Source organism: Arthrobacter sp. CG_A4, from assembly GCF_035985125.1.
In the GTDB taxonomy this organism is placed as follows: Bacteria; Actinomycetota; Actinomycetes; order Actinomycetales; family Micrococcaceae; genus Arthrobacter.
In genome coordinates this window covers 144,441-158,616 of sequence record NZ_JAXCID010000001.1, presented here as the reverse complement: position 1 = coordinate 158,616, position 14,176 = coordinate 144,441, and the positions used below count along the sequence as shown (strand labels likewise).

The window sequence follows — 14,176 nt, the reverse complement described above, 5'->3', positions numbered from 1 at the left end:
GACGAGAACGACTCAACCCGAGCGTATGCACGCCCAGACCTGCCGCCACTCCGGCGGACGGACCACTCCTCCCGAAAGAAGAACCGATGACCATCCGAACGAACACCCCGAAACTGCTCGACAACCCTCCGATCCCCGTGCAGGCCAAGCTCGCCGCCGCCTGGACCAGCCTCATGTTCCTCGTCATCTACATCGACTACTTCCACCTCTACCAGCCCGGCGAAATCGACGAAATCCGGGGCGGCGTCATCTTTGAGTTCGACATCAGCGGGACGTTGATGTCCATCTTCTTCGTGATCATCGCCATCCCGGCCCTGATGGTGCTGCTCTCCATGACGCTGCCCGCCCGGGTGAACCGCGTCACGAACCTCGTCGTGGCATCGCTGTACATCCCCATCATGGTGTTCAACGCGGCAGGGGCGTCCTGGGACTGGGCCTTCTACTACGCCCTCACCATCGGAGTTGAGGTGCTGATCCTGGCCTTCATCCTGCGCTCCGCCTGGACCTGGCCCCGCCGCGTCGCATCGCCGGTGACCATGCCGACCAGCCGTGAGGCCGATCGCGCCCAGCAGCAAGCGTGAACCCAAGAGCAGTCCCCGTCCTGTTCGGAGCCATCTGCCTCGGTGCCGCGGTGTGGGCCTCCTGGCGGTGGGACACCAACTGCCACTGACCTGCCGGTAGGGGCCTTCCAAGGCCTCTACCGGCAGGTCATCGGATGCGCGCACAGGCCCACCGCATCGTCGACACCGACCCCAAGCGCGGCAACGTCGTCGTCCGCCTCACCGACCCGCCACGACGGGCACGCCGTGCCGTCGTGCCACCGGAAAGAAGCACAACCGTGAAATCCCCAACCCAGCGTGACTCAGCCCGTCGCAGCCCGGGCTTCGTTGCAGCCGAGAATCCGATCCGTCAACTCACCCTCGCCGGGGTGATCGGAGTCTGGGCGGCGGCCGCTGTGCCGATGGCCGTGCTGGCGTGGGTGATCGCGCCGCTGCTCGCCTCCGGTGGGAACTCGCCCGTCGCCCTCGCGCAGGCCCTCATCCTGCTCTTGACTGCGGGCATGGTCTGGCAGTTCGCGCTGGTCCTGATGCTCGTCTACAGGGAACAGCGAACTCTTAAGTGGTCAGTCGTTCGGGACGTGCTCTGGCTGCGGGCTCCCCGCAACCCCAAGACGGGCCGCCGCGGGGGGCGCATGTGGCTCGTTGTCCCGATCGTCGTCGCGGCGTTCGCTCTCGAAGAGTTCCTTCCGTTCGAGATCGCACCCGCCGCGGGACGCGACTTCGGTGACTTCCTGGGCTCCTCCGACGGGCAGGCGATGCTCTCCGGCTCATGGCTGTGGCTGGGCATCCTGCTCGCCTTCTTCGTCTTCAACACCGTGCTGGGTGAGGAACTGCTCTTCCGGGGGTACTTGCTCCCCCGTATGAAGGGCGTCTTCGGGTCGCGGGACTGGATCGCCAACGGTGTTCTCTTCGCCGTCTACCACCTCCACGTCCCGTGGGTAATCCCGATCACCCTCATCGACACGTTTATCCTCTCGCTACCCTCTCGCCGGTATCAGAGCGCCCTCATCGGGATCATCGCGCACAGCGCACAGAGCGTGTTCCTCTTCGCTCTCGTTCTGATGCTCTTCCTGACCCCGTAGTCCTCCGACCAAGGGTGGCGCCGGGCGCCGAAGTAACTGGGCAGGAACGTCGCGGCGCGTCGCATCGGGTGGGTCCGGTCAGGCGTTGGGTGGGTCCGGCGGGGTGGAATCTGGCTTCGCCGTCCGCTACCCGGACGCCGCGTGTCCGCCAACCGGACGCCCCGTGTCCGGCTTGCGGACGCCGTCCGCGGCCTGACCGCCGCCGGCGTCCGCGAGCCAGCGACCGGTCTGCGTACAATGGCTACGTCCGAATGTTCGGATCCGGCCGGCAGTCCGGCCTTTACTTTTGCACGCCCGGCAGCACGCCCGGCAGGGGACGCCTTCACTTCCTACGGATTGAACCTTCACTTCCTACGGATTGAACTGCGGCGTGCGCACGCAATCCAGCTTTCAGGAGCCCAATGAACGCCGTCCAGAGGTTCATCAGAAGCAGAGTGCTACTGCTGACCGCGTCCATTTTGATCGTGGCCATGTGCCTCTCGGTCCTCGTCCAGGGTCAATCGCAGGCGGCCCTGAACCGGACCGTGGACCAGAACTCCCGGGGGCTCTACGACGTCCTCGTCCAGGCCAAAGCCGACGAAACCGGCGGGCTGATGCAGCCTGAGATCGCCAGCGGCCAGGGCGGCATCAGCTTCGAGCAGCTGGACTCCATCCGCAAGCTCACCGGCACGTCCGTGGCGGCCCCGATCAGCCTGGTTTCCCGTGTCACCCAGAACCTCGAAGCCCCCCGGCTTGAAGCCACCGACTACCTCGGCTACAAGGCCGGACTCGCCGGCAGTGCCGGGGACCCGGGCGCCACCGATCCGAGCAACTGGCCGGCCGCCGAATCGGTCCTGTCCGAGACCCCCAGGAAGTACCGGCTCACCGCCAGCGCCGTCAGCTCCGACGGCCAGTCCGAGCAGACCCTGTTCAAGACCACGGCCGAAGGCTCCCTCGGCAAGGCCAAGCTCATCGAAGAGCAGGTGGCCGGCGGCAAGAACGTCCGCATCGCGGGCCCGGCAGGGGAGACCGGCATCAAGTTCCCCGCCCCGGCCGGCGGCTCTGAGCACAGCCTGTTTAACCTCGCCGTATCGCTGCCGCTTGCACCGCAGGTGACCGAGTCCGTCGTCGCCGTCGACCCCGTTTCCGAGCGTGCCCTGCTCGGCACCGCCGGGGACTTCCTCGCCCCGCTGGAGAAAGCCCCGCCGGCCGACGCCCGCAACGCCGCCGTGATCGGACGCCACTTCGAAAGCCTCTTCACGGGAGGCCTCGGCATGGACCAGCTCAAGGAAGGCCCGGACTTCCTTGGCGTCAAACTCAAGTACTGGGCCCCGCTGATGAGCCAGTACCAGCAGGCGAAGAGCGCCGGGGCGCTGACCGCCGACTCGCAGGCCATCCCGCTGATCGTCCGTTCCGGCACCTCGATGGACCTCAAATACTCGGTCAAGATCGAGGAAATCGACGCGGCCGGGAACGTCACCAGGGATGTGGGCACCGCCGCCCGTTCGCTGGACAAGGATTACCTGCCGTTCGTCTCCAAGTCCCCGTTCGCCCTCGCCTGGCCCGGCTCCAAGGACCTGTCCGCGTTGCTCGGGGACATGGGCAGCTTCAGCCAGGGCCTCTACAACCCCGCCACCTGGAGCACCGACTTCGCCTCCGCCCCCGCGTACAAGGACGGCGACACCGCCGGCAACGGCGCCGTCGACAAGACCGCCACGCCCGGCGACTGGGTGACCGTGAACCGGCTGCCGGAGAAGGCCGCCAACGGAGCCCCCGTGGACCAGACGCAGCGCAAACCCGTCGACGAGCGCTCCTACCGCGGGGACCTGGAGACCGGCAAGAAGCTTGCCACGCCGCTGGCCATGGTCTACGGAACGTTCGACGCCGGCAAGGTCAAAGAGGCTGCCGGCGACGTCAACCGCCTGCCGCTGGGCGGTTACGACCCCACCCCGTTCAGCCTGACGAAGGACGCAGCCGGCACGGACGTCCCGAACACCGAACTCAAGCCGTCGCTGAGCGCCACGGGACTGGCCAGCCAGTCCGCCGGTGCCATCACCGACTACTACGGCCTCGCGGCCGCCCGCGGCTACGAGCAGAACGCCGCCGCGATCGACGCCGTCCGGGTCCGGGCCAAGGTGCCCGGCAGCTGGAAGCAGGCGCAGCCGGAGGTGGAGAAGCTCGCCGGCGAGATCCGCGGCATGGGCCTGCAGGCCACCGTCGTCGCCGGTTCCGCCCGCGAGGACGCCAGCATCGCCGTCCCCGGCTACTCCAAGGACGACGCCGGCAAGGAATCGCCGCTGGGCACCGTCCAGCAGGCGTGGGTCCGCCAGGACGCCGCGGATGCGGTTTCCGGCTCCCTGACCGGAACCAACCTGACCCTGCTCTTCCTCACCCTCTGCGGAGCCGCCCTGCTGACCGGCGCCTCGACCGTCAGCTACGTCCGGAAACGGCGCAGCGAGGCCGGGACACTGCGTGCCATGGGGTGGACCCAGCGCCGGATCCGCTCCTGGGTGCTTGCGGAATTCGGCGTCGGAGCAGCCCTGCTGGCCGTCGCCGGCATCGCCCTGAGCCTGATCAGCTGGAACGCGGCCACGGCCATTGTTTCGGCGTCCGTCCTGGCCCTGTACGTGGGGGCCGCCTACTTCGCCGCGCAGCAGCTGCGCCACCGCGACGTGGTGGACCAGGAACCGCAGCACGATGAACGCCTCATCGCCGTCGATTCTCCGCTCACGTTCGCCAACCGGCAGCTGAGCACGAACAAGTTCAACACCGGCTCCCTGGCCGTTGCCGTCGGCGTCTTCGGGGCAGCGGCAGGCGGACTGATCGCCCTGCTGATCGACATTCCCCGGACCGCCGGCGCGAGCGCGCTCAGCGGGCTGGCTGCCGCCAGCATCGCGCTGCCCAGCATCGTCCTGGCCCTGTCCGGCGTCGCCGTCGGGCTGCTGCTGACCATGGTCACCGGCCGCTTCGAGCTGCAGGCCAAGCGCCAGTACCTCGGCACGCTGCAGGCCATGGGCTGGAACCCGGACATGCTGGGCCAGGTCCGCTTCTTCGAAAACGCCATGGTGGGGACGGTCGCGCTGCCCCTCGGTGTCCTCGGCGCCCTCGGCATCGGCCTCCTCCTTGCCCCCTACGCCGCACTCTGGGCCGGCCTCGCCGGACTCGTGGCAGTACTTATCTGGATTCCCATTGCAACGAAAGTGGTCCGATGAATAACGACCTGAACCTTGACCGGGACGCTCACGAACGGATGACGGAGAGCACCCGCCGGGGAGCCCACCAGACCCGCGCCAACACGATCGTGAAGGCCACGGACCACGCCACGCCGCTGGAGCTCAGCAACATCACCATCCACTACGGCGGCGGCAAGGGCGGTGCCGAGGCCGTCAACGTGGTGGACGACTTCAACCTGACGCTGCACGCCGGCGAGATGCACTGCGTCGCCGGCCGTTCCGGCTCCGGCAAGACCAGCATCCTGACCGTGGGCGCGGGCCTGACCCTGCCGACGTCGGGCCGGGTGTTCTGGGAGGGAGATTCGCTCGAGACCATGGGCGACGACGAGATCGCCGACCGCCGCCGCGCCCTGATCGGCTACGTTGACCAGGGCGGTGCCCTGATCGACGGGATGAGTGCGCTGGAGAACGTCCTGCTGCCCGCCGTGCCCGACGGCGAGGTGGACCAGCGCCGCGACATGGCCAAGGACCTCCTGGACCTGGTGGGCCTGGGCCGGCGCATGCGCCACCGCCCCGCGCAGCTCTCCGGCGGCGAACGCCAGCGTGTGGCGATCGCCCGGGCCCTGATCCTCGGCACCCGCGTGCTGGTGGTCGACGAACCCACCGCCAGCCTGGACCGGGCCTCGGCGAACCGCATCATCAGCATCCTCAAGGACACAACGTCGGACGGCATCGCCGTCCTGGTGGCTTCACATGACCACGAACTAGTCCGCCAGAGCGATACCCTGACCGAACTCATTTAGGTTTAGCACGTGAGAAATTCTGAAAAAATCCCGTTTTACATCACTACGGCCATCACATACCCCAACGGCGTGCCGCACATCGGCCACGCCTACGAGTACATCGCCACCGACGCGATGGCCCGCTTCAAGCGGCTCGACGGGTACGACGTCTTCTTCCTGACCGGCACGGACGAACACGGCATGAAAATTGCGCAGACGGCCGAGCAGGAGGGCGTCACGCCCCAGGAGCTGGTGGACCGCAACGCGGAAATCTACCAGGCAGCCCACGCAGCCCTGGGGATCTCCTATGACCGGTTCATCCGCACCACTGACGCGGACCACTACGCCGCGTCGCAGGCCATCTGGAAGACGATGGAAGCCAACGGGGACATCTACCTGTCCAAGTACGAGGGCTGGTACTCGGTCCGGGACGAAGCGTATTACGTCGAGGACGAGACCGTGGTGAAGGACGACGGCGTCCGCTACTCCCGCGAATCGGACACCGAGGTGACGTGGACTGCGGAGGAGAGCTACTTCTTCCGGCTTTCGGCCTACCAGGACAAACTGCTGGCCATGTATGCGGCCCACCCGGATTTCGGCGCGCCGCAGTACCGCTTCAACGAGGTCATGAGCTTCGTCAGGGGCGGCCTGGAGGACCTGTCCATCAGCCGCACCAGCTTCGATTGGGGTGTCCCGGTGCCAGGCAACCCGGATCACGTCATGTACGTGTGGGTGGACGCGCTGACGAACTACCTCACCGGTGTCGGCTACCCGGATACGGCATCGGCGTCCTTCAAGAAGTACTGGCCGGCCGACGTCCACGTGATCGGCAAGGACATCTCCCGGTTCCATGCCATCTACTGGCCCGCCTTCCTGATGAGCGCCGGACTGGAACTGCCCAAACGGGTGATGATCCACGGCTTCCTGCAGAACAACGGCGTCAAAATGTCCAAGTCACTGGGCAACGTGGTGGCGCCGGCGGACTTCGTGGCCCAGTACGGCCTGGACCAGGTGCGGTTCTTCTTGCTCCGGGAGGTGCCGTTCGGCGCCGACGGCAATTACAACCACGAGGCGATCGTCGGCCGGATGAACTCGGACCTCGCCAACAACTTCGGCAACCTGGCGCAGCGGTCCCTGTCCATGGTGGCCAAGAACTGTGCGGGTCTGGTTCCCGCTCCGGGTGCCTTCAGCGCCGAGGACACCGCGCTGCTGGGCCAGGCCGGCGGGCTACTGGAGACCGCGCGTGCTGCCTTCGAAAAGCAGGAATTCAGCCGGGCGCTCGAGGCGATCTGGGGCGTGCTGGGGGACACCAACGCGTACTTCGCCGAGCAGGCACCCTGGGTGCTGCGGAAGACAGACGTCGAACGCATGAATACGGTGCTGTACGTCACCCTCGAGGTGGTACGCATCGTGGCGATCCTCACCCAGCCGGTCATGCCGGCGGCGACGGCGGCCATCCTGGACACCCTGGGCCAGCCCGAGGGTGCGGCGCGCACGTTCGCGGCAATCCCGACGCCGATCGCCGCAGGCACCGCACTGCCCGCCCCCGCCCCGGTTTTCCCGAAGTACGAGGAGCCCGCCGGGGCCTGACCGCTTTGCCCCTCCGCCGAGGTGAGACTTAGCGCCCATGTTCTGCGTAAACATGGGCGCGAAGTCTCACCTCGGCGGAGTTAACGGGAAGGGAGCGTTCGAATGGTGAGACGACTTGACCAGCATGTGGATGACTTGGCTACGCTGAAAACATGAGCGCATCCACGATTGATCTGGCCGTTATCCCCGGCGACGGCATTGGCCCCGAAGTCACCGCCGAAGCGCTCAAGGTCCTGGCGAAGGCGGCCGCGGCGGAAGGCATCGCGCTGCAGCAGACGCACTACACACTCGGCGCGCAGCACTGGCTCGAAACGGGGGAGACCCTGCCCGAGGAGACCCTCGCGGATCTCCGCACCCGCGACGCCATCCTCTTCGGCGCGGTGGGGGCGGCCCCGGGCGATACCCGGATCCCTTCCGGCATCATCGAACGCGAACTGCTGCTCAAGCTCCGCTTCAGCCTGGACCACGCCGTTAACCTGCGGCCTTCCCGCCTCTACCCGGGAGTCAGCAGCCCGCTCGCCAACCCTGGCAACATCGATTTCGTCGTGGTCCGCGAGGGTACCGAGGGTCCCTATGTGGGCAACGGTGGCACGCTGCGGGCCGGCACCCCGCACGAGGTCGCCACCGAGGTCTCGCTGAACACCGCCCACGGCGTGGAGCGCGTCGTCCGCGATGCGTTCCGCCGCGCCAACGACCGGCCGCGCAAGAAGCTGACCCTCGTTCACAAGCACAATGTGCTGGTGTTTGCCGGCCACCTCTGGAAGCGCACCGTCGAGGCCGTGGCACAGGAGTTCCCCGGGGTCACCCACGACTACCTGCACATCGACGCCGCCACGATCTTTATGGTCACGGACCCGGCCCGCTTCGACGTGATCGTCACCGATAACCTCTTCGGCGACATCATCACCGACCTCGCCGCGGCCGTCACGGGGGGCATCGGCCTCGCCGCATCCGGCAACCTCAACATGGAACGGACCGCGCCGTCCATGTTCGAGCCTGTCCACGGTTCCGCCCCGGACATCGCCGGCCAGCAGAAGGCGGATCCCACGGCCGCCATCCTGTCCGCCGCACTGCTGCTGGAGCACCTCGGCTACACCGGCGCCGCGCGGAAGATCGAGGCTGCCGTCGTCGCCGACATCGCGGGCCGCGGCACTGCGGTGCGCAGCACCAGCGCGATCGGCGACGCCATCGCCGCGGCCCTGTAGGCGCCGCCCCATGGGCCCCGCCCTACGGCCGCGGCAACGGGCGTAAGCTTGTTTCGAATCACCAACATGCTGCCGTGGTCCCACGATGAACCACGTCCACACGCCCGGCAGCCTACCGTGGAGGAACCATGACTCAGACTGCCCATGGCGTCGAATTCAGCCAGCAGCCCTCGGCAACCCCGAAGTCCGCTGAAGAACGTGCTGCCATCCTGGCGAACCCGGGGTTCGGCAACTATTTCACCGACCACACGGCGATCGTGGACTGCAGCGTCGACGCCGCAGGCAAAGGCAGCTGGCACGACGCCCGCGTTGAAGCCTACGGACCCATCTCCCTGGATCCGTCCGCCGCGGTGCTGCACTACGGCCAGGAGATCTTCGAGGGCCTCAAGGCCTACCGCCATGCCGACGGCTCCATCTGGACCTTCCGGCCCGAGGCCAATGCCGCCCGGCTGAACAAGTCCGCCCGCCGCCTGGCTCTCCCCGAACTCCCGGAAGAATATTTCCTGGCTGCTATCCGCGAACTCGTGTCCGCGGACAAGGAATGGGTTCCCTCCGGCGACGGCGAGGCCCTCTACCTGCGGCCGTTTATGATCGCCACCGAGGCGTTCCTGGGCGTCCGCGCCGCCCGTGAAGTCTCCTTCCGCGTCATCGCCTCCCCGGCCGGCAACTACTTCGGCGGCGAACTCAAGCCCATCTCCATCTGGATCTCCCGCGAATACGCCCGCGCCGGCCGCGGCGGAACCGGCGCCGCCAAATGCGGCGGCAACTACGCCGCCTCACTGATCGCCCAGATGGAAGCGGAGGAGCACGGCTGCAAGCAGGTCCTCTTCCTGGACCAGTTCAATGACAACGCCGTGGAAGAACTCGGCGGCATGAACGTCTTCTTCGTGATGAAGGACGGCTCGCTGGCCACCCCGGCGCTGACCGGCACCATCCTGGAAGGCGTTACCCGGATGTCCGTGATGCAGGTGGCGAAGGACATGGGCCGAGAGGTCACCGAACGCAAGATCACCCTGGCCGAATGGCGTGACGGCGTGGCCTCCGGGGATATCGCCGAGGTCTTCGCCTGCGGCACCGCCGCCGTCATCACCCCCATTGGCGTGCTCAAGGACGCCACCGAGTTCATCGGCTCCGAGGACGCCAAGGCAGGGGAGACCACCATGGCCATCCGCGCGCAGCTGCTCGGCATCCAGACCGGAGCCATCGAGGACACCCACGGCTGGCTGACCCGCCTCGCCTAAGCGGGCGCCGCTCGGTAGTAGACAGTGTTCGACGGCGGCCCCCACCTTCCGGTGCGGGCCGCCGTCGCGTCAGTGGCCGGCGCCGAGTTTGCCGCCGAGGCGTTCGCGCATCAGGAGGCTGGCGTCGTTGAGTCCGACGATCAACACGTCCTTGCCGTGGTGGTGGTACTTCTCGGTGATGGCGTCCAGTGCGGCGATCGTCGAGGCATCCCAGAGGTGCGAGGCGTGCATGTCGATGACCACGTGCTCCGGGTCCAAGGCGTAGTCAAACTCGGTGTAGAGGTCGTTGGAGGAGGCGAAGAACAGTTCGCCGTCCACGACGTAGGTGGCTGTTTCGTGGCCGCCGATGGTGGTCACGCTGCGTTCGACAGTCACGAAGTGCGCCACCCGGCGGGCGAACATCACCATCGCGACGAGGACGCCGACGCCGACGCCGATCGCCAGGTTGTGGGTGGCCACGGTAACGGTCACGGTGGCGATCATGACCATGGTTTCGCTCCTGGGCATCATCTTCAGGGTGCGGGGACGGATGCTGTGCCAGTCGAACGTGGCCACGGAGACGAAGATCATGACGGCCACCAGCGCCGCCATCGGGATCAGGGAGACAATGTCGCCCAGGACCACGACGAGGACCAGCAGGAAGACGCCGGCCAGGAACGTGGAGATCCGTGTGCGGGCGCCGGAGGCTTTGACGTTGATCATGGTCTGGCCGATCATCGCGCAGCCGCCCATGCCACCGAAAAAGCCGGTGACGATGTTCGCCACACCCTGACCCCAGGCCTCGCGGGTTTTGTGGGAGCGGGTGTCCGTGACGTCGTCGACGAGCTTTGCGGTCATCAGGGATTCAAGCAGCCCTACAAAAGCCATCGCCAGCGCAAAGGGGAAAATAATCTGCAGGGTCTCGAGACAGATTGGTACGTCCGGGATGATCAGCGACGGCAGCGAATCAGGGAGGTCGCCCTTGTCGCCCACGGTGGGGACAGCGACGGCGGCGAACACGGTGATCATGGTGAGGGCCACGATGGCGACCAGCGGGGCCGGGACGGCCCTGGTCAGCTTCGGCAGCCCGAACACGATGAGCAAACCAAGAGCGGTCAGCGGGTAGACCAGCCACGGTACGCCGAGCAGTTCCGGGACCTGGGACATGAGGATCAGGATGGCCAGGGCGTTGACGAATCCGACCATGACTGACCGCGGAATGAACCGCATGAGCTTCGCCACCCCGGCCAGGCCCAGGACGATCTGGAAGATGCCAGCGAGGATGACGGCGGCGATGAAGTAGTCCACGCCGTGGGACTTCACCAGCGGCGCGATCACCAGGGCTATGGCGCCGGTGGCCGCCGAAATCATCGCGGGACGGCCGCCGACGAAAGCGATGGTGACCGCCATGGTGAAGGAGGCGAAGAGCCCGATCCGCGGGTCGACCCCGGCGATGATCGAGAAAGCGATCGCCTCCGGGATCAGGGCCAGGGCGACGACGAGTCCGGCCAGGACTTCGGTCTTCAGCCGGCGCGGGGACATCAGGGTACCCCTGACGGATTGCAGCTGTTCAGGCGTGAAGGCGGGGGCATCCCCGGCGGTTTTGACGGCCATTGCTGGCTCCGTTCGTGGTCAAAAAGACGCGCGTTGGCGTCTTTGTTTTGCTGAAGAGTGAGGGGGCGCAGCGACACGCCGGAAGAGTGTGGGATTACCCTTGAAGGTCTCACCACAAAGCTAAACTCTACCCTAACGTGATGGTAGGGTTTGAATCGAGAACGGGACGGAGGCCACTGATGACAGCGAAGGCGAACGCTATCACCATGCACATCGGTGAACTGGCGGAACGCACGGGGCTGTCCCTGCGGACCATCCGGCACTATGACGACGTGGGGCTCCTGCCGGCCACGGCACGCACGGACGGCGGCTTTCGGGTCTATTCGGAGGACGACGTCGGGCGGCTTATGGTCATCAAACAGATGAAGCCCCTGGGGTTTTCGCTGGAGGAAATGGCTGAGATCCTGGCAGCCCTGGCAGCCCCGGCAGCCCCGGGGGACGCGGTCCCTGCGGGATCAGCCAGCCTGGCGCTATTCCTGGAGAAGGCGGTCCAGCAGCGGGCCAAGATGGCCCGGAACCTGGCCCAGGCCGATGAGTTCATCCAGAGGCTCGGCGGACCGGCCGGAAGTCCATAGTCGCTGCCCTGTGGGGATGTGGACTCTAAAAGCGGGGTTCTGCAACGTGGGCGTGGTAGTGCTGGCTGCTTGTGTGACGGTGCGGTTCAGATCAGGTGCCGGCGGGACATGAGTGATCTATGCTAAATGAATTCACTGCGGAACCGGCATAACGAGCTAAACCTTGGGGAAATTGAAATGTCGATCCAATCGAAGACCTTAAGTCGCCGGAGCTTTCTGTACGCGGGTGCTTTCGGTGCCGCGGCCACCCTGGCGCCCACTAGCGCCGCCAACGGCGCAACCGAAAGTTATCCGTTTACGCCGAACACCGGGCTCGTTGATGCCTTTGTGGCCCGGCGCGGTGGCGCAATCGGGACCGGCGGCAAAGCGGCCATCGCCTTCCGCTGTGACCACCACCTCAACAAATTTGAATCCCGGCTCCTTCCTCTCCACCAGAAGTACGGAATTCCGGTCACCATCGCCGCCATGTCGCAGATGTTCAGGGTTGAGACCGGGACCAACGGCAGCACAAACCTTTCGTTCCCCCGCCTTCAGGCGCTGGCTCTTGCCAACGGCCTGGAAATCGCAAATCACGGAGCCACCCACACCGACGCGGACACACCCCAGCGCCTTCGGGAAGAAATCGTGTACTCACGCAATGCACTGTCGGCAGCATTGCCCAAACTTCCCCTGGAGTTGTTCATTCCGCCAGGAGTTGGCGGAACGCAGTACCTCGGGTTTGCTGGCGGCAAAACCCAATATTCGTTCCAGAGGTACCTCGCGGGCCGCCTGATTACCCAACAACACGCAATGTCGACAGGATACGTGCCGGGCTACTGGCCCATGACGGGAAACCCCCTGGACAGCATGGGAAACGTGCATGTCAGCATCGAAAACGCAGACTACGCACGCCGCGGGCCGGACTTTATCGCTGCCGCCCGGAAGCAGGGACGCGGGGTGTGCTTTATGTACCACCCCAGTCTTGTGGACGACACCGACTTGCAGGCCATCGACGGCTTCTTCGCCTGGTGCGCCCGCGAACGCGATGCGGATCGGTTGGAAATTCTCACGACCACCGGGCTGATGATGGCAAACTTTTCAACGTCGTCGCGCCACGACGTTATGTCCGCCGGTACAAGCTTCGTTCTCGGATGGAACGGGTGGAACGGGGCAGCGGCCAACTGGGCCCGGCGCACAGACTCAGGAGTCACCTACGCTCGACGCGGCTCACAGTCCCTGGCCTTGTTCAAAGACGTGCCGGTCGGCGCCTACGCTGGCTCGGCCAGGCAGCTTCGCGTCTCGATGCGCTCGACCACCGGGGTGCGGGTCAAAGTGGAGGTTTTTGACCCGGCCAACCAGGCATCATTCAGCGCTGCCAAGACCATCACCTTGTCTCCGGCGGCGGGATTCCAACAGGCGCATCAGTACGTCATCCTGCCGCTCACTGGAACTCCGCGGGTCCGCGTCCGCATAACCCCCCTCTCCGGCGGGGAGCTCCACGTGCAGGAACCCCGTTTGCTCGCTGCATAGTTCTCGGTGCGGTACAGAGGGAACGGCACTGCATCTGGACGGGTTCGGTGCGAAGATGAACCTGTGATCCCGGAACAATCCCACGCCGTCGTGCGAAGCACGGAGCTGACGCGCTTCCGCCTTGCGCCGAACCCGGGTCCGATGAGCCTGCAGGGCACCAGGTCCTATCTGATTTCGGCGCCCGGCGCGGCCGGAACCGTTGTGGTGGACCCGGGACCCCTCGATGAACCGCACCTGCAGGACCTGGCCCGGTCCGGCGCCGTCGAACTCATCCTCATCACCCACCGGCATGCCGACCACACGGCCGCCGCCCCCAGGTTCGCTGAACTGACCGGCGCCCCCGTCCGAGCCGCCGATCCGGCCCACTGCCACGGCGGCAGCCCGCTGTCGGACGGCGAAGTCATCCATGCCGCCGGGGTGGAAATCAGGGTCCTCGCGACGCCGGGCCACACCTCGGATTCGGTCTGCTTCCACTTGCCGGACGACGGCCCCCGGGGCTCGGTCCTCACCGGGGACACCATCCTGGGCGCGGGCACCACTGTCCTTGATTACCCCGACGGCACCCTGGGTCACTATTTCGCATCGCTGGACCGGCTGGAGGCACTGGGCTCCGCGACCGTCCTCCCGGCGCACGGCCCCATGCTTCCGGCGCTGGACAGCATCGTCCGCGCCTACCGCGACCACCGGCAGGAACGGCTGACCCAGGTCCGGGCCGCCCTGGCGGATCTTGGCGGGGACGCCGGCGTCGTGGACGTGGCCGACCTCGTCTATGCCGCCGTCGATCCTGCGGTGCGCCCGGCGGCGGAACTCTCGGTGGCCGCGCAGCTCCAGTTCCTGCGCTCCGGCCCTGCCTGAGCGGCCGGGCTGGAGGCGGTACGCTTGGGGCC

11 protein-coding genes are annotated in these 14,176 nt (G+C 66.5%); 10 read left to right on the top strand and 1 reads right to left on the bottom strand.

The window, feature by feature from the left end; all coding sequences use genetic code 11:
• The first annotated feature begins 86 nt into the window (after positions 1 to 86).
• The 7 genes from RCH07_RS00660 to RCH07_RS00630 all read left to right on the top strand — a co-directional run bounded on the left by RCH07_RS00660 (position 87) and on the right by RCH07_RS00630 (position 9,612).
• Positions 87 to 581 carry a DUF6326 family protein gene (locus tag RCH07_RS00660; protein WP_326965531.1) on the top strand — a complete coding sequence of 165 codons (495 nt, stop codon included), beginning with the start codon at positions 87 to 89 and terminating at the stop codon, positions 579 to 581.
• 134 nt (positions 582 to 715) lie between these two features.
• Complete coding sequence (locus tag RCH07_RS00655) at positions 716 to 1,642, top strand: CPBP family intramembrane glutamic endopeptidase (protein ID WP_326965530.1); 927 nt, start codon at positions 716 to 718, stop codon at positions 1,640 to 1,642.
• 401 nt (positions 1,643 to 2,043) lie between these two features.
• Positions 2,044 to 4,833: an ABC transporter permease gene (locus tag RCH07_RS00650; protein WP_326965529.1), complete on the top strand. Its 2,790-nt coding sequence runs from the start codon at positions 2,044 to 2,046 to the stop codon at positions 4,831 to 4,833.
• The gene (locus RCH07_RS00645; RefSeq protein ID WP_442784752.1) at positions 4,830 to 5,597 is read left to right on the top strand and encodes an ABC transporter ATP-binding protein; all 768 of its coding nucleotides are present in this window, start codon (positions 4,830 to 4,832) and stop codon (positions 5,595 to 5,597) included. The genes RCH07_RS00650 and RCH07_RS00645 overlap by 4 nt, the downstream gene beginning before the upstream one ends.
• Positions 5,598 to 5,606: 9 nt before the next feature.
• Positions 5,607 to 7,166 (top strand): methionine--tRNA ligase, encoded by a 1,560-nt coding sequence (metG, locus tag RCH07_RS00640; RefSeq protein WP_326965528.1) that lies wholly within the window; start codon positions 5,607 to 5,609, stop codon positions 7,164 to 7,166.
• A gap of 152 nt (positions 7,167 to 7,318) precedes the next feature.
• Positions 7,319 to 8,371: a 3-isopropylmalate dehydrogenase gene (locus tag RCH07_RS00635; protein WP_326965527.1), complete on the top strand. Its 1,053-nt coding sequence runs from the start codon at positions 7,319 to 7,321 to the stop codon at positions 8,369 to 8,371.
• A gap of 128 nt (positions 8,372 to 8,499) precedes the next feature.
• Positions 8,500 to 9,612: a branched-chain amino acid aminotransferase gene (locus tag RCH07_RS00630; RefSeq protein WP_326965526.1), complete on the top strand. Its 1,113-nt coding sequence runs from the start codon at positions 8,500 to 8,502 to the stop codon at positions 9,610 to 9,612.
• Positions 9,613 to 9,681: 69 nt separating this feature from the next.
• Here RCH07_RS00630 and RCH07_RS00625 read toward each other — a convergent pair whose 3' ends face one another.
• Positions 9,682 to 11,205, bottom strand: a complete 1,524-nt coding sequence (locus RCH07_RS00625) for a SulP family inorganic anion transporter (RefSeq protein ID WP_326965525.1) — start codon at positions 11,203 to 11,205, stop codon at positions 9,682 to 9,684.
• 179 nt (positions 11,206 to 11,384) lie between these two features.
• On the opposite strand from RCH07_RS00625, the gene RCH07_RS00620 reads away from it, so the two are divergent.
• From RCH07_RS00620 to RCH07_RS00610, 3 genes are all read left to right on the top strand, one after another.
• Entirely contained in the window at positions 11,385 to 11,780 is a 396-nt protein-coding gene (locus tag RCH07_RS00620; RefSeq protein ID WP_326965524.1) for a MerR family transcriptional regulator, read from the top strand.
• Between the two features lie 177 nt (positions 11,781 to 11,957).
• Positions 11,958 to 13,289, top strand: coding sequence for a polysaccharide deacetylase family protein (locus RCH07_RS00615; protein ID WP_326965523.1), 1,332 nt, complete (start codon positions 11,958 to 11,960; stop codon positions 13,287 to 13,289).
• A 63-nt stretch (positions 13,290 to 13,352) separates the two neighbouring features.
• Positions 13,353 to 14,144: an MBL fold metallo-hydrolase gene (locus RCH07_RS00610; RefSeq protein WP_326965522.1), complete on the top strand. Its 792-nt coding sequence runs from the start codon at positions 13,353 to 13,355 to the stop codon at positions 14,142 to 14,144.
• The last annotated feature ends 32 nt before the right edge of the window (positions 14,145 to 14,176 follow it).

What these genes read in the sequence shown, in the direction of transcription:
- RCH07_RS00660 (WP_326965531.1), top strand. Translation starts at nt 87, where the DNA reads ATGACCATCCGAACGAACACCCCGAAACTGCTCGACAACCCTCCGATC.
- RCH07_RS00655 (WP_326965530.1), top strand. Translation starts at nt 716, where the DNA reads ATGCGCGCACAGGCCCACCGCATCGTCGACACCGACCCCAAGCGCGGC.
- RCH07_RS00650 (WP_326965529.1), top strand. Translation starts at nt 2,044, where the DNA reads ATGAACGCCGTCCAGAGGTTCATCAGAAGCAGAGTGCTACTGCTGACC.
- RCH07_RS00645 (WP_442784752.1), top strand. Translation starts at nt 4,830, where the DNA reads ATGAATAACGACCTGAACCTTGACCGGGACGCTCACGAACGGATGACG.
- RCH07_RS00635 (WP_326965527.1), top strand. Translation starts at nt 7,319, where the DNA reads ATGAGCGCATCCACGATTGATCTGGCCGTTATCCCCGGCGACGGCATT.
- RCH07_RS00630 (WP_326965526.1), top strand. Translation starts at nt 8,500, where the DNA reads ATGACTCAGACTGCCCATGGCGTCGAATTCAGCCAGCAGCCCTCGGCA.
- RCH07_RS00625 (WP_326965525.1), bottom strand. Translation starts at nt 11,205, where the DNA reads ATGGCCGTCAAAACCGCCGGGGATGCCCCCGCCTTCACGCCTGAACAG.
- RCH07_RS00620 (WP_326965524.1), top strand. Translation starts at nt 11,385, where the DNA reads ATGACAGCGAAGGCGAACGCTATCACCATGCACATCGGTGAACTGGCG.
- RCH07_RS00615 (WP_326965523.1), top strand. Translation starts at nt 11,958, where the DNA reads ATGTCGATCCAATCGAAGACCTTAAGTCGCCGGAGCTTTCTGTACGCG.